Genomic DNA, 24,797 nt, shown 5'->3' on the forward strand with positions numbered 1-24,797 from the left:
CGGCCGGGGGAGCGCCCGGTCACGCGGCCGGGCAACGCCGGTCACACGGCCGGGCAACGCCGGTCACACGGCCGGGCAACGCCGGTCACACGGCCGGGGGACGGCGCGGTCACGCGGTGGGGGGACGGCCCGGTCACGCGGCCATCCCGATGGGGATCCTGGCGACCACCCGGAACCCGCCGCCCGTCCGGGGGGCCGCCTCGACGCTCCCGCCGTACATCGCCGCCCGCTCCCGCATGCCGATCAGGCCATGCCCGCCGACCAGGCGCGGCGCCGCGGCGCCCCTGCCGTCGTCGCTGATCCTCAGCTCGAGCTCGCCCGTGCCGTACGTCATCTCCACCCAGGCCCGCGTGCCGGGGCCGCCGTGCTTGAGCGCGTTGGTCAGGGCCTCCTGCACGATCCGGTAGACGGCGAGCTGCTCGCCCTCGGGCAGCGTCCGCGCGGTGCCGGACACGGTGAACTCGGTCGGCAGCCCCGAGTCCCTGACCTGCCTGATCAGATCGCCCAGCTGGGCCACACCGGGCTGCGGAGCGTACTCCTCCGCCGGGCTGCCGGCGTCCTGCCGCAGGACCCCCACCAGCCTGCGCATCTCGGCCAGCGCCTGCCGCCCGGTCGCGGAGATCGCCTGCATGGCGCGCCGCGCCTGCTCCGGGTCGCCGTCGAGGGCAAAACCTGCGCCGTCGGCCTGGACGACCATCACGCTGACGTTGTGCGCCACCACGTCGTGCAGCTCACGGGCGATGCGGGCGCGCTCGGCGGCGGCCGCGATGCGCGCCTGCTGGTCGCGCTCCCGCTCGGCCCGCTCCGCGCGTTCGACGAGGCTCTCCACATAGCGGCGGCGCGTGTTGGCGTAGATCCCGGCGATCCAGACGGCGACGATGAAGGCCGACGACGACGGCCACGACTGGCTGGCGTCGGGAGACCAGCGCAACATCGCCAGCAGCAGCCCGAACTCCGCGACCGCCCCGGCGGCCAACGCCCACCGGAGCGTGCAGCGCGAGGCCACGCCGTACACCGCGACGAGCACCGCGATGTTGGCGGGCAGGACGATGACGTCGAGCAGCCACTGGACGAAGCTGACGGCGGCGACCACGGCGAACACCTCGCGGGGGTGCTCGCGGCGCCAGGTCAGCGGAGCGATGAGGGCGGCCGACAGCAGCAGCAGCCCGGGCACACCCACGTCCCGTGCTCCGAGCGAGCCCGACCGGGTGAACGCCTCGGCGGTGGCCAGGCTCAACAGCGCCAGCGGGGAGACCGTCAGCGCGTCCACGAGCTTGCTGTGGCGCCGGGTCCAGGCGCGTAGTCTGCCGAACACGTACCCAACCATATGTATGTGCTGCTCAGGAAGGTCTCACCCTTGCGGTGGATACCGCGCTACGACTCAGGTCGCAGGCGCCCGCCGGGTTTACGCCGTTCTTACGGATCACGTCGCATCCTTGTTCCCGGGAACGCTTCTCTGAAGCGGGTAAAGGGAGATCTGAATGGCGGATCAGGACGCGGGGTCGCGCGGCACCGGGGACGAGCCGCGCGGCCCGCGCCCGGAGCCGGAAACCGGGCCGACCGGGTTGAGCGAGCCGACCGCGACAAGCGGGGCCGCTGAGCCCGTCGGCCCGGCGGCGCCGGCCGAGCCGGCTGCGACCACCGTTGTCGCTGACTCCGCCGGGCCTGCGGCGCAGACCGGGCCCGTAGAGACCACGCCGGTCGCGCCGAGTGCGCCAACCGGCACGACCACGCCAACTGGCACGACCACGCCAACTGGCACGACCACGCCAACTGGCACGACCGCGCGGACAGGGCCGGCCGGGCCGACGCCACCGCCGCCTCCGGCGAATCCCACGTCACCATGGACCAGCCCGGCGAACACGCCCAGGGCGGCGGGGCCGGGTTCACCCTGGACCCACCCGAACAACGGCCCGATGAACACGCCCGGAGCGGGCACGCCCGGGGCGCCAGGGCCGTACGCGCCGTGGACAGGCTCCGCCGGCCCGGGCCGCCCGGCGCCGGGACCCGCGAGCGCGCTCCCGAGCGGCGGCGGATACGCCTTCGGACCCGGAGGCGCGGGTTGGAAGGCCCCCGGCTGGCAGAACCCGCGTCCGTCGTTCGATTCGGCTCCGCGGCCAGGCTTCCCCGCGCGAGTGGTGGATCGGCTCCCGCGCGGGCACACGGGGCGGCTGGTGGCCGTCGGCATCGCGTCCGCGCTCGTCGGAGCGCTCCTCGGCGGTGGCATCGTGGCCGTCACCGCGATGGTCTGGGGCCGGGCGGACGCGGGGGCGAGCTGGGACACCGGCGGTGACCGGCAGCGCTTCTTCCCCCGTGGCTTCGGCCAGAACGCCCCGCAGTCCCAGGACGATCTCCTGCCCCCGTGGTGCAGGAGCACCGAGGCCGGAGTGCGCTGCCAGGCGCCCGGCTGATCCTCGCTCCCCGGAAGGGCGCGCGCCGGCGGAGGGGCCGGCGCGCGCCCACGGGTTTCTCCGGCGGGTTGCCACGGCGCCGTGACTGTCGGCTCCGCCCGGTCACGGGCACCGAAGTTCCCGGGCATGCCCGGCCGGTCCCCAGCGTGCGTGCCTGCTGGCGTGCAGGTGCCGCGGGAGCCGTACGGTGCGGAACTCGTCGTCGGCTCCTGCCCGTCGTGCGGCCGGACGAGCAGGGGACATTGTTGTCCTGGTGAGCCGCTCCGGGCGTGCGGAAACTCCCCATGACGATCACTCCCGCTCACTCTGAGCACGGAGCAGAGCGATGGCCGTGCGGATCGCCGCGGTCCGCGAGCGCGCCCCTCCGGCGGAAACGAACCGCTCCAGGAAGGTCAGGTCGTCGGCCCCGAGCATCAGGTTCAATTTCGCGAGCGCCGGGCGCTCGGGGTTCAGCGGCTTTCGCGTTCTTATGTGATTGTGCCGCTCGTTATTGTTTTCTGAATCGCTGTGGGGTCGACGAGATTCGAACTCGCGCTGTACGGTACCTAAAACCGTTGCCTCTGCCGATTGGGCTACGACCCCTTTTCCTCTTCCTTTGCCCGCGAAATTCTCCGTCTGAGAATGACGGTTGGGGCAGAGGAATCGCAAATTCTCTTTTCTGTTGTCCAGCCAATTGCCGTTGATGTGGTCGATGTGCAGCGTAAGCGGCCGACCCTGCCAGGTGCCGCCTATCCTACAGTCTGCGCAGACGTATGGAACTCCTACTTCGTGTAGCGCCCGCCTGAGCTTGCGGGGCTTCTCGCGGCCGGATCCCGGAGGTAGCAGCACGAGGATCTCCGCGGGCAGGTATCGCCGCGGCGTCGTTGCGCCTCTGTCCGGCAAGGGCCTGCCGAAGTGGGTTGTGTCGATACCGAAGTGCTTGAGGCGGCGGCTGATGTGGGCGTGGGCGCCGCCGGACCACGGGATGCCGAGATGACGCAACACGTCGGCGATGCTGCTCGCGGCTGCCGCCGCGTCGGCGAGCAACTCTGGGGTGTACTTGTACTTCGCCATGCCCCGGAATTTATCGGCGGGCACCGACAATTCCGGGAGTACGACGAAAGGGATATCTCAGGAAATTCCCAGCTCTTTTGTGAGGCGGGCGACGTGACCGGTGGCCTTCACGTTGTAGAGAGCCTTCTCGATCTTTCCGTCGGGGTCGATGACGAACGTGGACCGGATGACGCCCATCACGGTCTTCCCGTAGTTCGTCTTCTCGCCGTACGCGCCGTACGCCTTGTGCACGTCCAGACCGGTGTCGGACAGGAGCGGGAACGCGAGCGCGTCGCGCTCGCGGAACTGCCGCAGCTTGGCGGGCTTGTCCTTGGACACGCCCAGCACCACGAAGCCCTGCTCGGTGAGCGCGCCGAGGTTGTCGCGGAAGTCGCAGGCCTGCTTGGTGCATCCGGGGGTCATCGCCGCAGGGTAGAAGTACAGGATGACCCGCCTGCCGCGAAACGACTCCAGCGAGACCTCGTGGTCGTCGGCGTCGGTCAGGGTGAAGTCCGGCGCGGCGTCGCCGGGCTGGAGCTTGCTCATCACGTCCTCCGGAAAAGGTGACCCGCGGCGATCGGCGGGGCAAGCGTCAACCAAACTACCGGCTCAGCCGCTGTGCGGGGCGACCGGCGGACCTGGCAGACTGATCACACACCAATACCACAGAAGGGGGATCGCATGGCGGACACCGATCCCGATGCGCTGGAGCTGAAGATCGAGCGCACGCGGGCGGAGCTCGCTCGCACGGTCGACGCCATCGCGGACCGGGTGAGCCCGAAGCGGGTCGCGGAGCGCGGCGTAGCGAAGGCGAAGGCCAACGCGCGCGACTTCGTCACGTCCGTGGAGGACATGGTCCTGGGGCCGCGCACGTACGCCCCGGCCGACGACGAAGGGGAGCAGCCCGCGGAGTACCCGGCGCCCAACATCGCCCCGGTGCTGATCGGAATCGGCGTGGCCGTCGTCGTGGGCGCGGCCATCGTGCTCCTGCGCCGCCGCTCCCGCTGACCCGCCGGGGGACGACGCCGCCGTGACACGGTTCGCGGCGGCGCGCGCGTTTCCGTGATAAGGCAGCCGCCAGGCCGAGAGGCAGCCGCCAGGCCGAGAGGCAGCCGCCAGGCCGCGGTAAGGCAGCCGCCAGGCCGCGGTAAGGCAGCCGCCAGGCCGAGAGGCAGCCGCCAGGCCGCGGTAAGGCAGCCGCCAGGCCGAGAGGCAGCCGTCAGGCCGCGGTAAGGCAGCCGCCAGGCCGAGAGGCAGCCGTCAGGCCGCGGTAAGGCAGCCGTCAGGCCGAGAGGCAGCCGCGGGGCCGGGGCCGGCGGTCAGAGGAAGGTCCTGCCCTCGCCGCGGTAGGTCGGGACCTCCTCGGTCACCCGGTCGCCCTCGATCAGGTGCAGCGAGGCGAAGCGCTCGCACAGCTCGCCGGCCTTCGCGTGCCGGAACCAGACGCGGTCGCCGAGGCGGAGATCGGCCGCGGCCTCGCCGAGCAGGGGCGTCTGCACCTCGCCCGCGCCCTCGTCCGGGTGGTAGGTGAGCCCCGCGGGCAGGTACGGCTGGGGCAGCCGGGTGGGTCCCGGGGCACCGGAGGCGGGGTAGCCGCCTCCGAGCACGGTCACGATGTCCGGAGCCGGCTTGCGCACGACCGGCAGGGCGAACAGCGCCGCCGGCCGGCCGGTGAAGCCCCGGTAGAAGTCGAACAGGCGCGGATGGAAGAACCCGGAGCCCGCCGCGACCTCGGTGACCGCCCGCTCGGCGACGGTCTTCTCGATGCTCCCGGTGCCTCCGCCGTTGACGAACTCCAGGTCGGCCACCTGACGTACGGCCCGCACGATGCGGCCGCGACGCACGACCAGCTCACGTCGCGACCGCTCCTGCATCAGGCGCACCGCCCGCCCGTACGGCCCGGGCACGTCGTCTCCCACTCCGGCGATCTGGGCCTCGTACGCCATGAGCCCGGCCAGCCGCAGCCCGGGGCGCTCGGCGATGCGGGCGGCGATCTCGGCGGCCTGCTCGGGCTCGCGGATCGGCGACCGCAGCGCGCCCGCGCGGAACCTGCCGCCGAGGGCCACGAACCCCGCGTCGAGGTCCAGGCACACCCGGACGCGGTGGGGGAGCCGGAGGCTCTCGATCAGGTCGAGGTGCTCGGGCGAGTCCACCATGACGGTGATCTCCCGGGCCGCGGCCTCGTCCGATCCCAGGGTGCGCAGGGCGGTCCTGTCCGCGGTCGGGTAGGCCACGAGCACGTCCCGCAGGCCGGTGGAGACGAGCCACAGCGCCTCGGGCAGCGTGAAGGCCATGACACCCGAGACGCCGTCCATGGCCAGGATCCGTTCGAGCACGGGCCGGCACCGGATCGACTTGCTGGCGACCCGGATCGGCTTGCCCCGGGCCCGGCGCACCATGGCGGCCGCGTTCGCCCGGAGCGCGTCCATGTCGAGGACGGCGAAGGGCGGCTCCAGGTGGGCCGTGGCCTGGTCGAGGCGCTGGCGGTCGTCCATGTGCGCAGCCTAGTACGGCACCGGCCGAAATACATGAGCCGAATTCATGTTAACCGCGCCCGGGCAAAGTCTTCTCCGGGGAGCCGCCATGATCGCGCAAGGCGGCGGGTGACCCGCCCCTCCCGCCGCCGCTCCGTGTACCCATGGTGACGTGACTACCGAGCGGACCCGGCGCGGTGAGCGGGAAGGGTGAACGGCTGATGAGCGTCGTGCAGGGAATCCTGGCGGGTTCGTCGGCGAGGAGCGCCCAGGGCGCCGGAAGAGCGGCAAGCTCCGAAGGCGCCGAAAGCGGCACAGGCCCCGCAAGCGGCATGGGCGTGGCGGCGGGCCGCGTGGCCGGCCGCCGGGCCGCCGTGCGCGCCCTGCGGCCGGCCCGCACCCCGGCCGCCGTCGCGGTCGCCTCCGCCCTCGCCCTGCTCGCCTGGGCGCTCACCGCGGCGGTCGTCACCGTCATGATCGGCGGGTCCCTGCCCTGGCGGCTGCCGCCCCGGCTGCTGAACCTCACGCCGGCCGACCCCGCCGTCCCCGTCGCCGCGGTCGGCATGATCGTCTGCGGGGTGGGGCTGGTGGCCCTCGCGATCGTCCCCGGCCGTCCCCGGCTCGTGCCCCTGGAATGCCGGGACCCGCTTCTCGCCATGGGCCTGACCCGCGCCGGTCTGCGCCGGACGCTCGCCGCCTCGGCCCGCGAGGTCGAGCACGTCCGCCGGGCCGGCGTCCACATCCTCCGCAGGCGGATCGAGGTCGTCGTGGTGGCGGACGCGGACACGACCGGCGCCCTGCTGCGGGAGGTCGGCGCGGCCGTGGGAGACCGGCTGTCGGGTCTCGGCGTCCGCTCCCGCCACGAGGTCGTCGTACGGCTGCGCAGGAGAGGGGGCTGAGGTGCGTCCGCGACTGGGGAACCGGGCCGGGCTCTGCCTCGTGGGCCTCGCGCTGGTCGCGGGTGGCGCCGGCCTGCTGGCCGCCGCGCGGCGGCGGCCCGGTGCGGCCCTGGCCGACGCGAGCGTGATCGACGGGCGGCCGTGGGCGCTGCCCCTGCTGGCCGGGGTGGCCATGCTGCTCGCCCTGGTCGCGACCCGCTGGCTCGTCATGGCGCTCGGCTGGGGCCGGGTCGGCAGCCGCACCGGTTCCGGCATCGCCATGCTCGGCGTGGCGCTCAAGGGGATCGACGGGATCGGCCGCATCTCCGTCAGGCTCGTGCGCGACGGCAGGCTGCGGGTGTCGGTGTCGCTCCAGCGCTCCGCCGACCTGCGGCAGGTGATCAGGCGGCTGGACGAGTCGGCGATCTCACGTGTTCGCCGCGCGGTCGGCAGGGACGACGCGCTTGCGGTCGTCCGCCTGCACGTCCGCCGCCGCTGACCGCCCCGCTGACCGCCCCGCTGACCGCCCCTCCGATCGCCAGGGCGCGCGGGTCGCGCCGGAGCCGAGCGCGAGCCCGGCGGCAAGGCACGCGAGCGGCACCACGGGCACCACGTAGCGGTGGTCGAAGGCGGCGATCAGGGGCGGCAGCAGGAGCAGGACCGCCGCCGCGGCCCAGGGCAGCAGCGCGGTCCACCGCCGCGCCACCAGCCCGGCGAGGCCGGCCAGCAGGATCGCCGCCAGCAGCGGCCCGCGCAGGAAGCCCTGTTCCTGGTAGGCGCGCAGCCACCCCGCGAACGGCTCGGCCACGTGGGTGTCCCCGGAGCTTCCCTGGTAGGCGGTGGTCAGCTCGCCCGCCGTACGGCCCGAGGAGGCCACCTTGGCGGTGAACGGCTTCACCGAGGCGGGGAACACGTACGCGCTCTGCGTGCCCGGTGCGGGGTAGACCTTCCGGTCCCATTCGAACGCCCACATGGCGTCGTGCAGACCGGTCGTCAGGAAGTCGAGGGGCTGGCTGCGGATCGCCAGCGACGCGAACTCGCCCGCCAGCCGCTCCTTGTCCTTCTTCACCCGCTGGATGGGCGAGTCGGCGTCCCAGATGTAGGCGGGCGCGGCGAGCCGGGGCCCCGACGGGCACAGCACCGCCAGCTCCTTCGGCGGCTTCATGACCGCGCAGTCGGCGAAGGTCATCGTCCGCGACCACAGCCACGTGCTGCTGCCGCCCATCCCGTACGACCCGTGGGCGTCGTGGAACCAGACGGCGTACCCGCCGAGCACGGCGGAGGCGGCGGCGAGCCCGGCGAGCGCGGTCCGCCAGCGCCGGGCCAGCAGCACGGGCAGCAGTGCCAGCGCGATCAGGGGCAGCCCCAGGGTGCGGGTGATCGTCGCCAGCCCGAGCAGCAGCAGCGCGGCGACGACCGGCCACGCGCCGGGCCTGGGACGCCACAGCAGGATCGTCACGGCGGCGACGACCAGCGCGGTGAACAGCAGGTCCGCCATGACGAGGTGTTCGAGCTGGATCTGGTGGACGTCGAGCAGCACCGGAGTCGCCGCCAGCGCCGCGCCCCAGCCCGGCAGCCGGGTGCGGCGGCGCAGCAGCGCGTACACGCACACGGCCATGCCGAGGCCGAGCAGGTGCTGGACGACCACGACGGCGGTGATGCTGTGCAGCGGGCTCAGCGCCGCCAGGAACAGCGAGTAGCCGGACGGCCGCGAGGGCAGCGGCCGCAGGTCGAGGGCCGAGCTGAGGTAGGCGAAGGAGTCGGCCCAGAACCACAGCGCGGGCCGGTAGCCGAGCACGGCGAGCGCCCGCAGCGCGACACCCGCCGCCAGCACGACCAGGAACGCCCGATGCGGGCGCAGCGCCTCGCGCCACCTCACGTGACGGCCCTCCTCCTCGTCGGTGAGGTCACCACCTTATTGGCCCCGGCCGACGTTCCGCCCGTCCGCATGATCACGATCGGATTCACGCCAGGTCAGACGGGCTTCGGCCGATTCTCTGCATGATCATGAAGGGTGCCGGTGCAGGTGAGGCGCCCTGCGTGCGACAAATTACAAGATCACGGCGGTGGGGGTCAGCACTCGATGACGTTGACGGCGAGGCCGCCGCGCGAGGTCTCCTTGTACTTGTCGAGCATGTCCCTGCCGGTGTCGCGCATCGTCTTGATGGCCTTGTCCAGCGACACGAAGTGGCGCCCGTCGCCGCGCAGCGCGATGCGGGCCGCCGCGATCGCCTTGATCGAGGCGACCGCGTTCCGCTCGATGCACGGGATCTGGACGAGCCCGCCGATCGGGTCGCAGGTCAGGCCGAGGTTGTGCTCGATGCCGATCTCGGCGGCGTTCTCGACCTGCTCCGGCGTCCCGCCGAGCGCCTCGGTGAGGCCCGCCGCGGCCATCGAGCAGGCCGACCCGACCTCGCCCTGGCAGCCCACCTCCGCGCCGGAGATGGAGGCGTTCTCCTTGAACAGCACGCCGATCGCGCCCGCGGTGAGCAGGAAGCGGACGACGCCGTCCTCGTCGGCGCCCGGCAGGAAACGCATGTAGTAGGACAGGACGGCCGGGACGATGCCGGCGGCGCCGTTGGTCGGCGCGGTGACGATCCGGCCGCCCGCGGCGTTCTCCTCGTTGACGGCCAGCGCGAACAGCGTGACCCAGTCCATCGCCCGCAGCGGGTCGGTCCCGTCGGCCTCGCCCTGCAGCCGCCGGTACAGCTGGTGGGCCCGGCGGCGCACCTTGAGGCCGCCCGGCAGCACGCCCTCGCGGCTGGTGCCGCGTCGTACGCACTCGGCCATGACCTCCCACAGGTGCAGCAGGCGGGCCCGGATCTCCTCCTCCGTACGGCCGAAGGCCTTCTCGTTCTCCATCATCAGGCCGGAGATCGACAGGCCGGTCTCCGCGCAGTGCGCGAGCAGCTCGTGCGCGGTCGTGAAGGCGTACGGCAGCACCGTGTCGTCGGGCTTGATCCGGTCGGCACCGGTGGCGTTCTCGTCCACCACGAAACCGCCGCCGACCGAGTAGTACACCTTCTCGCGCAGCACCGTGTCGTCGGCGTACGCCGTGAACCGCATGCCGTTCGGGTGGTGGGGGAGCGACAGCTTGCGCTCGAAGACGAGGTGCTCGCCGACCACGAACGGGATCTCGTGCACGCCGTACAACGTGACCGTGCCGCTCGACCGCATCGCCGCCAGCCGTTCGTCGACGGTGTCGACGTCGACCAGCTCGGGCTTGTCGCCGGACAGGCCCAGCAGGACCGCCTTGTCGCTGCCGTGGCCCTTGCCGGTCAGCCCGAGAGAGCCGTACAGGATGGCCTCGACCCGGGTGACCTTCTCCAGCAGCCCGTCCTCGTGCAGCCCGCGGACGAACTTGTGCGCCGCCGCCATCGGGCCGCCCGTGTGCGAGCTGGACGGCCCGATTCCCACCTTGAACAGGTCGAAGACGCTGATCGCCATTGACCGTCGCCTCTCAACCGCCGGTCAGGACTCGCCGGAGGTCAGCGCGGTGTACTCCGCGGCCGACAGCAGGTCGTCCGGCTCCTCCTCCACGCGCACGCGGAACAGCCAGCCCTCGCCGTACGGGTCGGAGTTGACGAGCGCGGGGGTGTCCGTGACGGCGGCGTTGATCTCGACGATCTCGCCGCTCACCGGCGCGAAGATGTCGCTCACGGACTTCGTGGACTCCACCTCGCCGACCGCGTCGCCGGCCGCGACCGTCGTGCCGACCTCCGGGTGCACCTCCACGTAGACCACGTCGCCGAGCTGCTCGGCCGCGTACGCCGTGATGCCCACCGTCACGGTGAGGCCGTCCTCGATCCCGGCCACCCACTCGTGTTCCTTGGTGTAGCTCAGGTCGTCCGGAATGGTGCTCACTTGCTCCTCCTGTAGAAAGGCAGATCGACGACGTCGACCGGTTCTTGGCTGCCCCGGATGTCCACGGTCAGGCCGCCCTTTTCCAGGGCGTCCTCGTCGACGTACGCCATGGCGATCGGGCGGCCGAGGGACTGCGACGGGGCGCCGCTGGTCACCTCGCCGACGACGGCGCCGTCCCGGGTGACCGGGTAACCGTGGCGGGGGACGCGGCGGCCGCGCGCCACCAGCCCGACCAGGCGCCGGGTGGTGTCCTTCGCCGCGACCCGCTCGAGGGCGGCCTTGCCCACGAAGTCGCCGGGCTTGTCGAAGCGGACGACCCGGCCGAGGCCCGCCTCGAACGGCGTGATCGCCGCGCTCAGCTCGTTGCCGTACAGCGGCATGCCGGCTTCCAGGCGCAGCGTGTCGCGGGCCGACAGCCCGGCGGGGACGAGCCCGGCGTCCCTGCCCGCCTCGGTGAGGGCGTTCCACAGCGGCACGGCGTGCTGGTTCAGCACGAACAGCTCGAAGCCGTCCTCGCCGGTGTACCCGGTGCGCGCGATCAGGACGGGCGTGCCGGCGACGACGCCGGGGAGGATGGCGTAGTACTTGAGCTCGTCGAGGTCGGCGTCGGTCAGCGGGGCCAGGATCTCGGCGCTGCGCGGCCCCTGCACGGCGACCAGCGCGCACTCGTCCGACCGGTCGGTCACCCGCGCGTCGTATCCCCGGACCCGATCGGCGAGCTCACGCGCGACGAGGGCGTGGTTGGAGGCGTTGGCGACGACCATGTACTGGTCCTCGTCGAGGCGGTAGACGATGAGGTCGTCCAGGATGCCGCCGGTCTCGTTCACGATCATCGTGTAGCGGGCGCGGCCGGGCGCGAGGACACTGAGGTGCCCCACGAGGGCGTGGTCGAGGGCCTCGCCCGCCTCCGCCCCGACGACGAAGATCTCGCCCATGTGGGACAGGTCGAACAGCCCGGCGGCCGTGCGCACCGCGTTGTGCTCGGCCGACTCGCTGCCGTAACGCAGGGGCATCTGCCAGCCCGCGAAGTCGGTCAGGGTCGCGCCCAGGCTTTCGTGGACCCCGCGGAGCGGGGTGGATCGGGACATGCCCACCTCGGAAAGGACGGATGCTGCGTTGAACTATCGGGCATCCTCCCCCTCTGTCATCGGCGCCTGAGAGCTTCGTCCGATCTTTGCCGGACTTTCACCTTCGGCGAGGCCTGCCGGCCTTCTTTCCAGAGGTCACCTGGCCCGTACGGTCCTTTGCCTTGAGAGGTTCGCGGGGAGGGCTTGCTCCTTCAGGGGCCCTGACCGGATGCCAGGACGCTCTCCCGCACGGGATCACTGGTGCGCTGCCCAGCCTAGTGGTTCGCCGCAACCCACGTAACCTGCCGGACGCCCTGAATTCCCGCCCGCGCCGCCGGCGCCACCGAGGTCAGGAAGGCGCATCAGGTGGAGGGGGGCGTCGCCGGAAGGATCGCCGATGGAGAGCCTGCGTGCCGAGGGACGACTCGATGCCGAGATGGGTCGGCCGCCGCTCTGCGCCGGGCTAGCGGTGGACCAGGCCGAGGAACCCCCTCAAGGCGACGTCGATCTCATGAATTTCGTGGGGATCGAGGCGGCCCGCGAAGTCGCCGAGCCGGGAAGCGTCCACGGCGCTGATCTGGTCGACCAGTACACGCGTGGTCTTTCCGTCCAGTTCGATCTCCGGCCGGGAGACGGCACGCCCCGCGCTGGTCGACGTGGGGGTGACGACCAGAGTGGGGAGAGCGAAGCCGTCGGTCTGCACCACGACCGCGAACCGCTCGCCATGCTGCTCGTGGCCGACCGGGCTTCGAGGGGCGCGTAAGCGGACGTCACCGCGCATCCGGGTCGCCAAGCTCTCGGCGGATGGCCCGAACCTCGGCCAGGTCGTCCGGATCCTTGCCGAGCCTCTCGGCGTCGGCGCGGGCCTGCTCCAGCCGGCGGAGACGGTCCGCGAGTCTGATGGCTTCACGCACCACGTCCGTGGCCGATCTTCCGTCGGCCGTCAGCCGAGCGAGAACCTGCTCGGTCGTCGGATCAAGCTCGATCGTCAGCACAGCCATATTGTCACGGTACGACGATACGTTTCGCAGACAATCCGTCACAATCCGTGGTCGAGGTCGCGGGGCGGGCGATGTCCCGCACAGGCGCGTGCCGGGATGGAGGAAGGGTCGCCGGTGACGATCCGCTGGTGAAGGGCCTGGGTGTCGGGGGACGGCTCGGTGCCGAGGCGGTCGACCAGGGTCCGGCGCAGCCGCTGGTAGGACGCCGAGGCGTCGTGGGTGCGGCCCGACCGGTGCAGCGCCAGCATGAGCTGCCGGTGCGGCCGTTCGCGCAGCGGGTGCCGCCTCGCCCACTGGGTCAGGCCGCCGACGATCTCGCGGTGGTCCCCGAGCGCCAGCCGTACGTCGAAGAGGTCCTCGGTCGCCGCGCGCCGGTCCTCGTCGAGGCGCTCCGCCCACGCGGCCAGCGCGTCCACGTGCCTCATGCCGGACAGGGCGTCGCCCCGCCACAGGCTCAGCGCGTTCTCGAGCATCCGCGCGGCATTGTGGTAATCGCCATTGTCTCGCGCGATTCTGCCCTGCGCCGTGAAATGGTTGAATACTGCAGCATCCACGGATCCCGGCGGTACGGAAAGAAGGTAGCCGCCCGCCACGCTGTGGAGCGGAGAAAGGCCGGGGTCCCGCGGCGAGAGCCGCCGCCGCATCTGTGCGATGTAGGTGGTAAGGTTCCGGCGCGCGGATTTAGTGGGACAGCCATTCCAGAGCAGATCGATCAGCCTGTCCCGATGAAGCGTGACATTGGCATTCAGCAGGAACAGCGCCAGGAGTTGCCGGTGCCTGGGGGCCAGTCCGGCGATGACGTCCCCCGAGGGCTTCATGGCCAGGAACGGTCCGAGCACGGCGTATAACACGGGTCCCCTCGCACGTGAAAGCAGCCTGAACGCGCCGGCGATGCGGCATTGACAGGAATTTGACGATATCCCTCTGTGCCCGCATTCGTCAAAATTGCGTTTTTCTCGGCGCCTGTCCGGGAGTGCAGTTCCGCAGTTGACATTGCGTTCCGTATAACGCCGAATGCCGAGCGAACATGCACGTGCATCAAATGAAATCGGTTACAGAATGCGGGGAGAGCGCCTCCGGGTGTTTCCGGCGGCCCCGCCTGTCGGGGTGCGCGATCGGCGAACGCCGTGTTCACCGGGGCACCGCCGGCCGTCCGGCGCGTGATCACGCAGGGTCCGGACGCCGTGCCGGTGCGCCTACCACGGGACGGGATTTCGGCCGGGGCGACGCGCGGGTCGCCCCGGATCCCTCAACGGCGGGCGGCGGCGACGAGGGCGTGGAAGAGGGGGCCGTCCTCGTCGGCCTCCGGGTGCCACTGCACGGCCAGGGCGAACGCCGCGCCGGTGACCTCGACGGCCTCGATGATGCCGTCGTCCGACCTGGCGGTCACCTCCAGGCCGTCCGCCAGGCGGTCGATCGCCTGGTGGTGGTAGTGGGCGGGCGTCAGGTCCCCGCCGTCGTAGATCTTGGCCAGCCCGGGCGAGAGCCGTACGGGGAGGCGGCCGAACGTGCCGGGAGCGGGGGAGTGGTCCGTGTGGCCGACCACGTCGGGCAGGTGCTGGTGGAGGGTGCCGCCGAGCGCCACGTTGAGGACCTGCAGGCCCCGGCAGATGCCGAGGAACGGCAGGCCGGCCTCCAGCGCCGCCGCCATCAGGCCGAACTCGGCATCATCACGAAATTTCCGGACGTAGCCGGTCTGGGGGGCGGGGGCGGAGCCGTACCGGGCGGGGTCGATGTCGCCCCCGCCCGCGATGATCAGCCCGTCCAGCCGCCCGGCCAGCTCGGCGGGCTCCCCGGCGGGCGGCAGGATGACCGGCTGCCCGCCCGCCCGCTCGACATGCTCGACGTACATGTACGGCAGCAGCGCCGCCGGCATGTCCCACACGGTGAATCTCGCCGGCTCGACGTAGCACGTCACGCCGATCACGGGACGAGCCATCCCCGCCCCCTACAGCGGGGTGACGTACGCGCCGGAGATGCCGCCGTCGACCAGGAACTCCGAGGCGGTGATGAACGACGCGTCGTCGGAGGCGAGGAAGGCGACCGCCGCGGCGATCTCCTCGGCCCGCGCGAACCGGCCGATCGGCACGTGGACGAGACGGCGCTGGGCGCGCTCGGGATCCTTGGCGAACAGCTCACGCAGCAGCGGGGTGTCCACCGGGCCGGGGCACAGCGCGTTGACCCGGATGCCCTCGCGGGCGAACTGGACGCCCAGCTCGCGGCTCATCGCGAGCACGCCGCCCTTCGAGGCGGTGTAGGAGATCTGCGAGGTGGCCGAGCCCATGACCGCGACGAACGACGCGGTGTTGATGATCGAGCCCTTGCCCTGCCGCTGCATGTACGGGATCACGTGCTTGCAGCACAGGTAGACGCTGGTGAGGTTGACCTCCTGCACCCGGCGCCAGGCGTCGATGCCGGTCTCGAGGATCGAGTCGTCGTCCGGCGGGGAGATGCCCGCGTTGTTGAACGCGACGTCGACGCTGCCGAACTCCTCGAACGCGGTCCGGTACATCCGGGCCACGTCGTCCTCGTTCGCCACGTCGGCCTGCACGAACAGGCCGCCTACCTCTCCCGCGGCCTTGGCTCCGGCCTCCTCGTCGAGGTCGGCCACCACGACCTTGGCGCCCTCCTGGGCGAACCGGTGGGCCGTGGCCAGCCCGATGCCGCTGCCGCCGCCGGTGATGACGGCGACGCGGTCCTGCAAACGCTGCATTGATCTACTCCGTGGCGATGAAGACGTTCTTGGTCTCGGTGAATGCGGACAGCGCGTCCGGGCCGAGCTCGCGGCCGAGGCCCGACTGCTTGAAGCCGCCGAACGGGGTCCAGTAGCGGACGCTGGAGTGCGAGTTGACCGACAGGTTGCCCGCCTCGACGGCCCGCGCCACGCGCAGCGCCCGGCCCACGTCGCGCGTCCAGATCGACCCCGACAGCCCGTACGCGGTGTGGTTGGCGATGCGTACGGCGTGTTCCTCGTCGTCGAAGGGGACGACCGACACCACCGGGCCGAAGATCTCCTCGGTGTACGCGCGGTGGAAGGCCCCCGAGCCGGGCGCGAGGGGGTCGAAGCCGTCCGGCGCCGCCAGCACGGTGGGTGCGAACCAGTAGCCGGGGCCGTCCGGGCACGAACCGGCGGCGTACACCTCCGCGTCCGTGACGAACGAGGCGACGCGCTCGCGGTGCTCGGCGCTGACCAGCGGTCCCATCTGGTTCGCCGGGTCGTTCGGGTCGCCGACCTTGACCTCCCGCACGGCCTGGGACAGCCGCGGCAGGAAGTCGTCGTAGACGGAACGCTCCACCAGGATGCGCGAGCGGGCGCAGCAGTCCTGGCCGGAGTTGTCGAAGACCGCCATCGGCGCGGACTCCGCGGCCCGGTCCAGGTCGGCGTCGGCGAAGACGATGTTGGCGCTCTTGCCGCCCAGCTCCAGCGTCACCCGCTTGACCTGCTCGGCGGCCTTGGCGCCGATCAGCCTGCCGACCTCGGTCGAGCCGGTGAAGACGATCTTCCGTACGTCCGGGTGCTCGACGAGCCGGGCGCCGGCGACCTCGCCCTCGCCCGGGACGACCTGCAGCACGCCCTCGGGCAGCCCGGCCTCCAGGGCGAGCTCCGCCAGCCGCAGCGCGGTCAGCGGGGTCCACTCGGCCGGCTTCACGATCACCGTGTTGCCGGCGGCGAGGGCCGGGGCGACCCCCCAGGTCATGACGACCATCGGAAAGTTCCACGGCACGATGATCCCCACCACGCCCAGCGGCTCGGCGAACGTGACGTCCACCCCGCCCGGCACGGGAATCTGCCTGCCGTGGTTGCGCTCGGGCGCGCCCGCGTAGAAGTTGAGCACGTCGCGGACGTTGCCCGCCTCCCAGCGGGCGTTGCCGATGGTGTGGCCCGCGCCTGTGATCTCCAGCCGGGCCAGCTCCTCGGCATGGTCCTCCACGACCTGCGCGAAGCGGCGCAGCAGCCGGGCACGCTCGCCCGGAGCCACCGCGCTCCAGGCCGGGAACGCCCGGCGGGCGCGCTCGACGGCGCGGTCCACCTCGGCGGCGTCCGCCATCTCGACCTCGGCGATCACTTCCTCGGTCGCCGGATTGACTATCTTCACAGCCGTTCGAACCCCCGATAGAGCTCCCAGTCGGTGACCGCCGCGTCGAAGGCGGCCAGCTCGACCCTCGCGTTGTTGGCGTAGTGCTCGACCACGTCCTTGCCGAACACCTCCTCGGCGATCGGCGAACCCTCCCACAGCGCCAGGGCGTCGCGGAGCGTGGCCGGCACCCGCTCGGCGCCGGAGTCGTAGGCGTTCCCGCCGAACGGCTCCTCCAGCTCCAGCCCGGCGTCGATGCCGCGCAGCCCCGCCGCGATCATGGCGGCGACCGCGAGGTAGGGATTGACGTCGCCGCCGGGCACCCGGTTCTCGATCCGCAGCGAGGGGCCGTGGCCGACCAGCCGCAGCGAGCAGGTGCGGTTGTCCACGCCCCACTTGACGGCGGTGGGGGCGAAGCTCCCGGGCACGAACCGCTTGTAGGAGTTGATGTTGGGGGCGTAGAGCAGGGTCAGCTCGCGCATCGCCGCGAGCTGCCCGGCGATGAACCGCCGCCCGGTCTCCGACAGCCCGTACGGCTCGCCGCCCGCCATCACCGGTGTGCCGGCGGCGTCCCGCAGCGAGATGTGGATGTGGCAGGAGTTGCCCTCGCGCTGGTTCGGCTTGGCCATGAAGGTGATCGACCTGCCCTCCTGGGCGGCGATCTCCTTGGCGCCGTTCTTGTAGAACACGTGGTTGTCGCAGGTCGCCAGCGCGTCGGCGTACCGGAAGGCGATCTCGTGCTGGCCGAGGTTGCACTCGCCCTTGGCCGACTCGACGTACAGCCCGGCGCCCTCCATGCCGAGCCTGATCCTGCGCAGCAGCGGCTCGATGCGGGAGGTGCCGAGCAGCGAGTAGTCGACGTTGTAGAGGTTGGCCGGGGTCAGGTCGCGGTAGCCCCGCTGCCAGGCCTGCTCGTAGCTGTCGTCGTAGACGACGAACTCCAGCTCGGTGCCGACGTACGCGGTCCAGCCGCGCTCGGCGAGCCGGGCGAGCTGGCGGCGCAGGATCTGCCGGGGGGAGGCCACGACGTCCGCGCCGTCCTCCCACACCAGGTCGGCGAGCAGCAGGACGGTTCCCTCGTGCCAGGGCACCCGGCGCAGCGTCGACAGGTCCGGCCGCATCACGAAGTCGCCGTAGCCGCGCTCCCAGGACGACATGGTGTAGCCGTCCACGGTGTTCATGTCGACGTCCACGGCGAGGAGGTAGTTGCAGCCCTCGGCGGCGTGGTCCAGCACCTCCTCCAGGAAGTACCGCGCCGACAGCCGCTTGCCCTGCAGCCGCCCCTGCATGTCGGTGACCGCGAGCAGGACCGTGTCCACGCGGCCCGCTTCGACGTCATCGCGGAGTCGCTCCACGCTGAGCACGGTGCCTCCCGTCCAAAAGTCTGGAAACAGACCATTGAGGGCATGCAAGCACCATGTTCCCCTCGTCGTCAACAATGCTGCGGGGGTTTAACCTCGGTCGAAGGAACGGGGGGCCCCGGCGACGGGTGGAGGGACGATGCGCATGGAGACCACCCCGGCGGAGGCGTCCGGGCCGCGGCCCGCGGCCGTGGGGATCACCGGCGTGGTGTCGCTGCTGCGGCCGGTGCGGGCGGGCAACGCGTTCGAGGAGACCGTCGAACGCCTTCTCCAGGCCATCAAGCTCGGCGTCGTGCCGCACGGGGGGAAGCTGCCGCCGGAGCGCGAGCTGGCCACCCGGCTCGGCATCAGCCGGGTCACGCTGCGCGAGGCGATCCGCGCGCTGCAGGAGGCCGGCTACCTCGACGTACGGCGCGGCCGGTACGGCGGGGCCTTCGTCGTCTACCGGCCGCCGAGCCCGCGCAAGGGCGACCTGCGCAGGGCGGTCACCCGCATGGGCGAAGACGACCTCGAGGACGCGCTGACGTTCCGGATGGCCGTCGAGTGCGGGGCGGCTAGGGTCCTCGCGACCACCGAGCTGACCGGGCGGCAGCGGGAGACGCTGGACGCCCGGCTGGCCGGGGTGAACGACGCGGCCCCGGCCGACTACCGCCGGATGGATATCGCGTTCCACCTGGCGATCGCGGAGCTGACCGGCTCGCCGCTGCTGGCCGCCGCCTGCGCGGACGCCAGGCTCCGGGTGACCGACCTGCTCAACGCGATTCCCGTGCTGCGGCCCAACATCGAGCACGCGGCGGCCCAGCACGCCGCCATCGCCGCCGCGATCCTCGACGGCGACCCCGAGGCGGCCGAGCGGGCGGTGGCCGAGCACCTGGAGGGCACGGCCGCCCTGCTGCGCGGCTTCCTCGCCTGACCACTCCCGCCGCCCCGTAGCATCGAAGGCCGGGGGATCGCTTCATGACCGACTGGTTTCACGAACGCATCATCGAGGCGCACCGTCTGCCGCTGTTCTGCTTCTTCGTCGCGCTGATCACGGCGTTCGTCTTCACGCGGGTGAACGTACGGCTGATCAGGGCGCGGGTGCGGTGGCTCGGCAACGTCAGCGTGGGCGAGATGCACATCCACCATGTCGTGTTCGGGGTGGTGCTCACGCTGCTCGGCGGAGTGGCCGGGCTGGTCCTGTCGGACGTGTCCACGGGGTGGTATTCGTTCTCCTCCGCCGTGTTCGGCGTGGGCGCCGCTCTCGTGCTCGACGAGTTCGCGCTGATCCTGCACCTGCGCGACGTCTACTGGCAGGAGGAGGGCCGGACGTCGGTGGACGCGGTCTTCGTGGCGATCGCGGCCACCGGCCTGCTGCTGCTCGGGCTGCGCCCGCTCGCCTGGAACGGCGCGGACGGCGCGGAGGCCGGAGGGGGCTGGAAGGCCCCGGCGTTCCTCGTCGTCAACCTCGTCTTCGCCGTGGTCACCCTGCTCAAGGGGAAGATCTGGAGCGGTCTGCTGGGACTGTTCGTGCCGCCGCTGCTGTACGTGGGGGCGGTGCGGGTGGCGCGGCCCGGCTCGCCGTGGGCCCGCTGGTGCTACTCCGAGCGGGCGAGACGGCCACGGCCCCGGCTGATGGCCAGGGCGCTCCACCGGGAGGAACGCTGGCGCCGCCCGGTGATCAGAGCGAAGATCGCGGTGCAGGAGTTCGTCTCCGGCCGCCACGACCTGCCCGCGCCCGCGCTGCCCGTACGGCACTCCCGCCGTCGGGTCGTGTCGCCGCGTCCCCGGGCGGGCGCGGACCACACCGTGCGGCACGGGCGGCCGGGCCGTCCCCGGGCCCGCTGAGTCCGGTGACCTGCGCCGATCCCTCCGTGAGCATTTCAGGCGGTTCTGTGGGTATTTCACCCTTGTGTGAGAACTGTTGGGGGGCGGGAGGGGCGGTAATGGAGTCTCGCGAGCGGTTGATGTTCCAACGGATGGCGGCCCAGCTCAAACGGGAGGCGGCGCTGCTCACCGGGGACCGGCTGATGGCCGCCGAGGCACGTGGTGAGGAGGCCGAGGCCGACCTGTGCCTCACGTGGTACGAGATTATGGACACGATCCGGGAGATCCGCCTGCTGTACGGGGTGCCGGGATGACCGATCGTCACGGTGGGTGCGGAGGCGATACTGAGGTGGTGACCGCGTCCCGCGCCTTCTCCGCGCCGCCGTTCCACCTGCGCCTCATCGAGGACGCGCGGCCCGTCCTCGACCGCTACGGCCTGCTGCTCGCCGGCGGCTACGCACTGCTGGCGCATGGATGCACGTCGCGGCAGGTCGACGACCTCACCTTCGCCACCGGCGGAGAGGCGCCGCTGACGGAGATCGGCGCGGCGCTGGCCGAGGCGTTCCGGAGCACCGGTCTGTCGGCCGAGGTGTGCGAGGCGGGCGCCCGTATCGGCCGCGTCGTCGTCACCGACGAGATCACCGGCCAGTCGTGCGAGGTCGCCCTGCTCCGCGAGCCGCTGCGGGACCGGCCCGCCGACGCCGGGCCCTGCCGGGTGGTGGGCCTGGACGACGCGGTGGGCCTCAAGGTCCGCGCCCTGCAGGACCGCGGCCTGCCGCGCGATTTCGCCGACGTCGCCTCGGTGTCCGGCCTGTACTCCTTCCGCCTGCTCGAACAGCTCGGCGCGCGGTACGACGACGAGTGGCGGGTGGAGGACCTGGTCGAGCGGCTGGAGACCGTCGACCTGCTCGCCGACGAGGCGTTCGGCGGCCTGGACGAGGAGGGCGTCGCCGCCGTGCGCCGCTTCGCGTACGCCTGGGCGGAGGACATCAAGCTGCGCCGCGTCGACGACGGCGACGCGGAGTTCGACCTCGACGTGCCGGACGTGGACTGATCCGGGACGGCTGAATCCCCGCGCGCACCGGCGTTTGCGGTGAATTAGTGTCTCCGGGAGATCGCACGCCGGGTTCGCGCGAGGGGGCTCCATGGGGACGGACGGCGACGGCCCCGGCGGCGGCCGGCCCGGACCGGGGGCGAAGGCGTCCCTGGGGGAGCGCGCCTCCTGGCGCCTGCTGTTCGACCAGGTGCGCCCGCACCGGCGGGTGCTCCTGCTGGGCGGCGTGCTCAGCCTCGTCGGCAGTCTCACCGGGCTCGCCATGCCGGTCATGGCCAAGCGGGTGATCGACACGTTCGGGGAGGGCGGCGCGCTGGCCGGCCCGGTGCTCGGGCTGTCGGTCGCGGTCCTGGCCGGCGCGCTGATCTCGGCGGCCGGGCGGTTCCTGCTGGAGCGGATGGGCGAGACGATCGTGCTCGACTCCCGCCGGAGCCTGGTGGACCGCATCCTGCGGCTCACGGTCCCCGACGTGGACCGGCTCAAGCCCGGCGACCTGCTGTCGCGGGTCGGCTCCGACACCACGCTGCTGCGTGCCGTCTGCACGGACGCGCTGGCCTCGCTGGTCGGCTCCGCCTTCACGTTCCTGGGCGCCGCCGTGATGATGGCGATCATGGATGGCCCGCTGCTGGTCGTCACGCTCGCCGTCGTCGCGCTGGTCGGGCTCCTGGGCGTGGTCATCGCCCCGCGCATCCGCCGCGCCTCCCTGCAGGCGCAGGTGGCGCTCGGCGAGATGGGCTCGGTGCTCGACCGCGCCCTCCAGGCGTTCCGCACGGTCAAGGCCGGCGGGGCCGAGGCGCGGGAGACCGCGGCGGTGAGCGCGGCGGCCGTCGAGGCGCGTGACCGGGGCGTGGCCGCCGCCGCGTGGACCTCGCTGGCCGGGATCGGCGCGTGGATGTCGATCCAGCTCGCGTTCCTCGCGGTGCTGGGGGTCGGCGGCGCGCGGGTGGCGGCGGGGGAGATGGAGATCTCCGCCCTGATCGCGTTCCTCATGTACCTCTTCTACCTGGTCTCCCCGATCGGCCAGATCGTCCAGAGCCTCACGCAGATCCAGAACGGCCTGGCCGCGGTGACCCGTATCCAGGAGATCGCCACGCTGCCCACCGAGCCCGCCACCGAGCCCGCCACCGAGCCCGCCGCCGCCCCCGGGACGCGGGCGGGAGGCGAACCCGTCGGGGTGACGTTCTCCGGGGTCGTCTTCCGTTACGGCGCGGACCGGCCGGTGGTCCACCACGGGGTGACGTTCGAGGCGCCCGCCGGCGGCATGACCGCGCTGGTCGGCCCCTCGGGCGCGGGCAAGTCGACGGTGTTCGGCCTCATCGAGCGGTTCTACGAGCCGCAGGAGGGATCGATCACCGTCGGCGGCCGGGACATCCGCGACTGGCCGCTCGGCGATCTGCGGGCCATGCTCGGCTACGTCGAGCAGGACGCCCCGGTGCTGTCCGGCACGCTCCGGGAGAACCTCGTCTTCGGCGCGCCCGGCGCGACCGGCGAGGAGATCGCCCACGCACTCGCCCGTACGCGCCTGGACGATCTGGTCGAGCGGCTGCCCGAGGGGCTGGAGACGCAGGTCGGCCATCGCGGGGTGCTGCTGTCGGGCGGCGAGCGGCAGCGGGTGGCCATCGCCAGGGCGCTGCTGCGCCGCCCCGGGCTGCTGCTGCTCGACGAGGCGACCTCCCAGCTCGACGCGGTCAACGAGATGCGGCTGCGGGAGGTCGTGGCCGAGGTGGCGCGCGAGACGACCGTGCTGGTGATCGCCCACCGGTTGTCCACCGTGACCGGGGCCGACCGGATCGTGGTGATGGAGGCCGGCCGCGTGCGGGCCTTCGGCACCCACGACGAGCTGGTCGCGGCCGACGAGCTCTACCGCGAGCTGGCCGCCACGCAGTTCCTCGTCCCGTCCTGACCGGCGGCCCGGCGGACCTCCGCAGACGCCGATGGCGAAGCCGTGAGCAGCCCTTACACCGGGCCACAGCTTCTTTCGACCGGAGACCGGGAAGGTCGGTGGTGCGTAACCTCTCCTTCACCACCGCCCGGTTCCCGGAGCCAACGCGCGTGCGGGCGCGTCCGGGTGACACGGGTCGGAGGCGGTGCGCCCCGGCCGGTCAGGCCGGGGCGCACCGCCGTGCTTTACCTCCCGCGTAATCGATCTTCTGACCTCGCCCGGCCAGACTCCGGTTGCCGATGCGAGACAGCGGGAGAGTGGACATGTTCTTCGAGACCTTCGACGGCACGCGACTGGCCTACGAGGACTACGGGCAGGGCGAGCCGATCCTTTTCCTGGCGAGCTGGGTGCTGCACGGCGACATGTGGGAGTACCAGCTTCCGTTCTTCGTCGAGCACGGCTACCGCTGCGTGACGCTGGACCGGCGCGGCCACGGCCGCTCCGACCGCCCCTCCGCGGGCTACGACCTGGACAGCCTGGCGGACGACGTGGCCGCCCTGATCGAGCACCTGGGCCTGCGCCGCGTGACGCTGGTGGGGCACTCGGCCGGAGGCGCCGAGATCGCCCGCTATCTCGCCAGGCACGGCGAGGAGCGCGTCGCCCGGGTCGCGTTCGTCTCCGCCGTGCTGCCGTTCCTCAAGCGGACCGCGGACAACCCGCAGGGCGCCCCCGAGGAGGCGCTGCGGGCGACGCTCGCCCAGTTCGCGACCGACCGGCCGAAGTGGTTCGCCCGGCAGGCGCAGGCGTGGTTCGCCACGCACCTCGGCAACGACGTGTCGCCGGCGCTCGTCGACTGGACGCTCGCGCAGTGCCTGTCGGCCTCGCCGTGGGCGACGTCGCGGGTCTTCGAGGCGCTCTACCACGCCGACCACCGGGCCGGGCTGCGGGAGATCGGCGTGCCCGCCCTCGTCGTGCACGGCGCCGCCGACATGTCGGCGAGGGTCGAGACGACCGGCCGCCGTACGGCCGCCCTCGTGCCCGGGGCGGTCTACAAGGAGTACCCCACCGCCGGGCACGGCCTGTTCGTGACGCACAAGGACGCCCTGAACGACGACCTGCTGGCCTTCCTCAAAGACGGTTAGCCGGCGAGCCGGCGCATGGAGCGGACCGACCAGGCCAGGGCGGGCACCGCGAGCACCGCCATCAAGGCGAACGCGAGCGCCACGTGGCCGCCCGCGAGATCGCCGGCGAACAGCGCCCGCCCGGCCTCGACCGCGTGGTAGAGCGGGTTGACCTGGGCGACCGTCCGCATCCACGGCGGGGCGAGCGACATCGGCAGCAGGATGCCGGTGAACAGGATCAGCGGCAGCGCGAAGAACTGCAGGATCTGCGACATGCCGTTCTCGTCCCGTACGGCCAGGGCCAGGCCGTACGAGAGGCCGGAGGCGAACAGGCCGGTCAAGGCCATGAGCAGGAGCATCAGGGCGACGCCGGGCAGGCTGGGCCGCATGCCCATGAGCAGCGCCACCACGATGATCAGCACCGCCTGCGCGACCAGCACGATCATGTCGCGCAGCGTCCGGCCGAGGACGATGGCCGGGCGGCTCGCGGGGCTCGCGGCGAGGCGTTCGAGCACCCCGGTGCGGATCTCGGCGATCATGCCGAAGCCCACGAACAGCGAGCCGAACAGCGCGATCATCACCATCACGCCGGGGGTGAACATGGCGAGCGTGCGCTCGTCCGGCACGCCGGGCATGGTGTTGGCCAGCAGCGGGGCGAACAGCAGCAGATAGAGGACGGGCTGGAGGAGGCCGAACAGCGGCCAGACCGGATTGCGGGCGGTGTTGCGCAACTCGTAGGCCAGGAACAGGCCGGTGTGCTTCAGCATCGT

General features: G+C 72.2%; 26 protein-coding genes, 1 tRNA gene and 2 riboswitches. Of the genes, 10 read left to right on the forward strand and 17 right to left on the reverse strand.

From position 1 onward, the window contains the following. Positions 1–133: 133 nt before the first annotated feature. Complete coding sequence (locus AAH991_RS14015) at positions 134–1,315, reverse strand: sensor histidine kinase (protein ID WP_346226226.1); 1,182 nt, start codon at positions 1,313–1,315, stop codon at positions 134–136. A gap of 820 nt (positions 1,316–2,135) precedes the next feature. On the opposite strand from AAH991_RS14015, the gene AAH991_RS14020 reads away from it, so the two are divergent. Further along, positions 2,136–2,411, forward strand: a complete 276-nt coding sequence (locus AAH991_RS14020) for a hypothetical protein (RefSeq protein WP_346226227.1) — start codon at positions 2,136–2,138, stop codon at positions 2,409–2,411. Between the two features lie 291 nt (positions 2,412–2,702). Here the strand turns inward: AAH991_RS14020 and AAH991_RS14025 are convergent, their stop codons facing one another. From AAH991_RS14025 to bcp, 3 genes are all read right to left on the reverse strand, one after another. Further along, positions 2,703–2,825, reverse strand: a complete 123-nt coding sequence (locus AAH991_RS14025) for a hypothetical protein (RefSeq protein ID WP_346226228.1) — start codon at positions 2,823–2,825, stop codon at positions 2,703–2,705. Between the two features lie 94 nt (positions 2,826–2,919). Further along, positions 2,920–2,993, reverse strand: a tRNA-Leu gene (locus AAH991_RS14030). Positions 2,994–3,521: 528 nt separating this feature from the next. Then, on the reverse strand, positions 3,522–3,989 hold the full coding sequence (bcp, locus tag AAH991_RS14035; protein ID WP_346226229.1) for a thioredoxin-dependent thiol peroxidase: 468 nt from the start codon (positions 3,987–3,989) through the stop codon (positions 3,522–3,524). A 135-nt stretch (positions 3,990–4,124) separates the two neighbouring features. Here bcp and AAH991_RS14040 point away from each other — a divergent pair, with 135 nt between their 5' ends. Further along, on the forward strand, positions 4,125–4,451 hold the full coding sequence (locus tag AAH991_RS14040) for a DUF3618 domain-containing protein (RefSeq protein WP_346226230.1): 327 nt from the start codon (positions 4,125–4,127) through the stop codon (positions 4,449–4,451). A gap of 311 nt (positions 4,452–4,762) precedes the next feature. On the opposite strand, the gene AAH991_RS14045 is transcribed toward AAH991_RS14040, so the two are convergent. Continuing rightward, positions 4,763–5,938 (reverse strand): amino acid deaminase/aldolase, encoded by a 1,176-nt coding sequence (locus AAH991_RS14045; RefSeq protein ID WP_346226231.1) that lies wholly within the window; start codon positions 5,936–5,938, stop codon positions 4,763–4,765. Between the two features lie 200 nt (positions 5,939–6,138). On the opposite strand from AAH991_RS14045, the gene AAH991_RS14050 reads away from it, so the two are divergent. Both AAH991_RS14050 and AAH991_RS14055 read left to right on the forward strand, forming a co-directional pair. Then, positions 6,139–6,816, forward strand: a complete 678-nt coding sequence (locus tag AAH991_RS14050) for a DUF6286 domain-containing protein (RefSeq protein ID WP_346226232.1) — start codon at positions 6,139–6,141, stop codon at positions 6,814–6,816. Position 6,817: 1 nt separating this feature from the next. Then, the gene (locus AAH991_RS14055) at positions 6,818–7,294 is read left to right on the forward strand and encodes a hypothetical protein (protein WP_346226233.1); all 477 of its coding nucleotides are present in this window, start codon (positions 6,818–6,820) and stop codon (positions 7,292–7,294) included. On the opposite strand, the gene AAH991_RS14060 is transcribed toward AAH991_RS14055, so the two are convergent. The 11 genes from AAH991_RS14060 to AAH991_RS14110 form a co-directional block, all read right to left on the reverse strand. Continuing rightward, positions 7,223–8,674: a hypothetical protein gene (locus AAH991_RS14060; RefSeq protein WP_346226234.1), complete on the reverse strand. Its 1,452-nt coding sequence runs from the start codon at positions 8,672–8,674 to the stop codon at positions 7,223–7,225. The genes AAH991_RS14055 and AAH991_RS14060 overlap by 72 nt on opposite strands. A 194-nt stretch (positions 8,675–8,868) precedes the next feature. Then, entirely contained in the window at positions 8,869–10,242 is a 1,374-nt protein-coding gene (locus tag AAH991_RS14065) for an L-serine ammonia-lyase (RefSeq protein WP_346226235.1), read from the reverse strand. 24 nt (positions 10,243–10,266) lie between these two features. Then, complete coding sequence (gene gcvH / locus AAH991_RS14070; RefSeq protein WP_346226236.1) at positions 10,267–10,659, reverse strand: glycine cleavage system protein GcvH; 393 nt, start codon at positions 10,657–10,659, stop codon at positions 10,267–10,269. Then, positions 10,656–11,747 carry a glycine cleavage system aminomethyltransferase GcvT gene (gene gcvT, locus AAH991_RS14075; protein ID WP_346226237.1) on the reverse strand — a complete coding sequence of 364 codons (1,092 nt, stop codon included), beginning with the start codon at positions 11,745–11,747 and terminating at the stop codon, positions 10,656–10,658. Before gcvT ends, gcvH begins: the two co-directional genes overlap by 4 nt. Positions 11,748–11,790: 43 nt before the next feature. Then, positions 11,791–11,886: riboswitch (glycine riboswitch) on the reverse strand. After that, positions 11,887–11,984, reverse strand: a riboswitch (glycine riboswitch). Positions 11,985–12,189: 205 nt separating this feature from the next. Further along, positions 12,190–12,507: a type II toxin-antitoxin system PemK/MazF family toxin gene (locus tag AAH991_RS14080; RefSeq protein ID WP_346226238.1), complete on the reverse strand. Its 318-nt coding sequence runs from the start codon at positions 12,505–12,507 to the stop codon at positions 12,190–12,192. Continuing rightward, positions 12,497–12,727 carry a ribbon-helix-helix domain-containing protein gene (locus AAH991_RS14085; protein WP_346226239.1) on the reverse strand — a complete coding sequence of 77 codons (231 nt, stop codon included), beginning with the start codon at positions 12,725–12,727 and terminating at the stop codon, positions 12,497–12,499. The genes AAH991_RS14080 and AAH991_RS14085 overlap by 11 nt, the downstream gene beginning before the upstream one ends. A 38-nt stretch (positions 12,728–12,765) precedes the next feature. After that, the gene (locus AAH991_RS14090; RefSeq protein WP_346226266.1) at positions 12,766–13,545 is read right to left on the reverse strand and encodes an AfsR/SARP family transcriptional regulator; all 780 of its coding nucleotides are present in this window, start codon (positions 13,543–13,545) and stop codon (positions 12,766–12,768) included. A gap of 431 nt (positions 13,546–13,976) precedes the next feature. After that, a complete protein-coding gene (locus AAH991_RS14095; protein ID WP_346226240.1) occupies positions 13,977–14,666 on the reverse strand; it encodes a gamma-glutamyl-gamma-aminobutyrate hydrolase family protein in 690 nt (229 codons plus the stop codon). A gap of 9 nt (positions 14,667–14,675) precedes the next feature. Continuing rightward, on the reverse strand, positions 14,676–15,440 hold the full coding sequence (locus tag AAH991_RS14100; RefSeq protein WP_346226241.1) for a 3-oxoacyl-ACP reductase: 765 nt from the start codon (positions 15,438–15,440) through the stop codon (positions 14,676–14,678). A gap of 4 nt (positions 15,441–15,444) precedes the next feature. After that, positions 15,445–16,854 carry an aldehyde dehydrogenase family protein gene (locus tag AAH991_RS14105; RefSeq protein ID WP_428833988.1) on the reverse strand — a complete coding sequence of 470 codons (1,410 nt, stop codon included), beginning with the start codon at positions 16,852–16,854 and terminating at the stop codon, positions 15,445–15,447. Beyond that, positions 16,821–18,158, reverse strand: a complete 1,338-nt coding sequence (locus AAH991_RS14110) for a glutamine synthetase family protein (RefSeq protein ID WP_346226242.1) — start codon at positions 18,156–18,158, stop codon at positions 16,821–16,823. Before AAH991_RS14110 ends, AAH991_RS14105 begins: the two co-directional genes overlap by 34 nt. A gap of 151 nt (positions 18,159–18,309) precedes the next feature. Here AAH991_RS14110 and AAH991_RS14115 point away from each other — a divergent pair, with 151 nt between their 5' ends. The 6 genes from AAH991_RS14115 to AAH991_RS14140 all read left to right on the forward strand — a co-directional run bounded on the left by AAH991_RS14115 (position 18,310) and on the right by AAH991_RS14140 (position 24,048). After that, the gene (locus AAH991_RS14115) at positions 18,310–19,077 is read left to right on the forward strand and encodes a FadR/GntR family transcriptional regulator (RefSeq protein WP_346226268.1); all 768 of its coding nucleotides are present in this window, start codon (positions 18,310–18,312) and stop codon (positions 19,075–19,077) included. Between the two features lie 44 nt (positions 19,078–19,121). Next, positions 19,122–19,991 carry a hypothetical protein gene (locus AAH991_RS14120; protein WP_346226243.1) on the forward strand — a complete coding sequence of 290 codons (870 nt, stop codon included), beginning with the start codon at positions 19,122–19,124 and terminating at the stop codon, positions 19,989–19,991. A gap of 98 nt (positions 19,992–20,089) precedes the next feature. Further along, positions 20,090–20,284 carry a hypothetical protein gene (locus tag AAH991_RS14125; RefSeq protein WP_346226244.1) on the forward strand — a complete coding sequence of 65 codons (195 nt, stop codon included), beginning with the start codon at positions 20,090–20,092 and terminating at the stop codon, positions 20,282–20,284. Positions 20,285–20,322: 38 nt separating this feature from the next. Further along, complete coding sequence (locus AAH991_RS14130) at positions 20,323–21,024, forward strand: hypothetical protein (protein WP_346226245.1); 702 nt, start codon at positions 20,323–20,325, stop codon at positions 21,022–21,024. A 91-nt stretch (positions 21,025–21,115) separates the two neighbouring features. Continuing rightward, positions 21,116–22,927 carry an ABC transporter ATP-binding protein gene (locus AAH991_RS14135; RefSeq protein WP_346226246.1) on the forward strand — a complete coding sequence of 604 codons (1,812 nt, stop codon included), beginning with the start codon at positions 21,116–21,118 and terminating at the stop codon, positions 22,925–22,927. A gap of 302 nt (positions 22,928–23,229) precedes the next feature. After that, positions 23,230–24,048, forward strand: a complete 819-nt coding sequence (locus AAH991_RS14140) for an alpha/beta fold hydrolase (RefSeq protein WP_346226247.1) — start codon at positions 23,230–23,232, stop codon at positions 24,046–24,048. Here the strand turns inward: AAH991_RS14140 and AAH991_RS14145 are convergent. Beyond that, complete coding sequence (locus tag AAH991_RS14145) at positions 24,045–24,794, reverse strand: ABC transporter permease (protein WP_346226248.1); 750 nt, start codon at positions 24,792–24,794, stop codon at positions 24,045–24,047. The two genes, AAH991_RS14140 and AAH991_RS14145, sit on opposite strands and share 4 nt — an antisense overlap. Positions 24,795–24,797 lie beyond the last annotated feature (3 nt).

This window comes from Microbispora sp. ZYX-F-249, assembly GCF_039649665.1.
GTDB classification, from domain to species: Bacteria; Actinomycetota; Actinomycetes; order Streptosporangiales; family Streptosporangiaceae; genus Microbispora; species Microbispora maris.

What these genes read in the sequence shown, in the direction of transcription:
- AAH991_RS14025 (WP_346226228.1), bottom strand. Translation starts at nt 2,825, where the DNA reads ATGCTCGGGGCCGACGACCTGACCTTCCTGGAGCGGTTCGTTTCCGCC.
- bcp (WP_346226229.1), bottom strand. Translation starts at nt 3,989, where the DNA reads ATGAGCAAGCTCCAGCCCGGCGACGCCGCGCCGGACTTCACCCTGACC.
- AAH991_RS14040 (WP_346226230.1), top strand. Translation starts at nt 4,125, where the DNA reads ATGGCGGACACCGATCCCGATGCGCTGGAGCTGAAGATCGAGCGCACG.
- AAH991_RS14045 (WP_346226231.1), bottom strand. Translation starts at nt 5,938, where the DNA reads ATGGACGACCGCCAGCGCCTCGACCAGGCCACGGCCCACCTGGAGCCG.
- AAH991_RS14050 (WP_346226232.1), top strand. Translation starts at nt 6,139, where the DNA reads ATGAGCGTCGTGCAGGGAATCCTGGCGGGTTCGTCGGCGAGGAGCGCC.
- AAH991_RS14065 (WP_346226235.1), bottom strand. Translation starts at nt 10,242, where the DNA reads ATGGCGATCAGCGTCTTCGACCTGTTCAAGGTGGGAATCGGGCCGTCC.
- gcvT (WP_346226237.1), bottom strand. Translation starts at nt 11,747, where the DNA reads ATGTCCCGATCCACCCCGCTCCGCGGGGTCCACGAAAGCCTGGGCGCG.
- AAH991_RS14080 (WP_346226238.1), bottom strand. Translation starts at nt 12,507, where the DNA reads ATGCGCGGTGACGTCCGCTTACGCGCCCCTCGAAGCCCGGTCGGCCAC.
- AAH991_RS14085 (WP_346226239.1), bottom strand. Translation starts at nt 12,727, where the DNA reads ATGGCTGTGCTGACGATCGAGCTTGATCCGACGACCGAGCAGGTTCTC.
- AAH991_RS14090 (WP_346226266.1), bottom strand. Translation starts at nt 13,545, where the DNA reads ATGAAGCCCTCGGGGGACGTCATCGCCGGACTGGCCCCCAGGCACCGG.
- AAH991_RS14095 (WP_346226240.1), bottom strand. Translation starts at nt 14,666, where the DNA reads ATGGCTCGTCCCGTGATCGGCGTGACGTGCTACGTCGAGCCGGCGAGA.
- AAH991_RS14100 (WP_346226241.1), bottom strand. Translation starts at nt 15,440, where the DNA reads ATGCAGCGTTTGCAGGACCGCGTCGCCGTCATCACCGGCGGCGGCAGC.
- AAH991_RS14115 (WP_346226268.1), top strand. Translation starts at nt 18,310, where the DNA reads ATGGAGACCACCCCGGCGGAGGCGTCCGGGCCGCGGCCCGCGGCCGTG.
- AAH991_RS14120 (WP_346226243.1), top strand. Translation starts at nt 19,122, where the DNA reads ATGACCGACTGGTTTCACGAACGCATCATCGAGGCGCACCGTCTGCCG.
- AAH991_RS14125 (WP_346226244.1), top strand. Translation starts at nt 20,090, where the DNA reads ATGGAGTCTCGCGAGCGGTTGATGTTCCAACGGATGGCGGCCCAGCTC.
- AAH991_RS14135 (WP_346226246.1), top strand. Translation starts at nt 21,116, where the DNA reads ATGGGGACGGACGGCGACGGCCCCGGCGGCGGCCGGCCCGGACCGGGG.
- AAH991_RS14140 (WP_346226247.1), top strand. Translation starts at nt 23,230, where the DNA reads ATGTTCTTCGAGACCTTCGACGGCACGCGACTGGCCTACGAGGACTAC.
- AAH991_RS14145 (WP_346226248.1), bottom strand. Translation starts at nt 24,794, where the DNA reads ATGCTGAAGCACACCGGCCTGTTCCTGGCCTACGAGTTGCGCAACACC.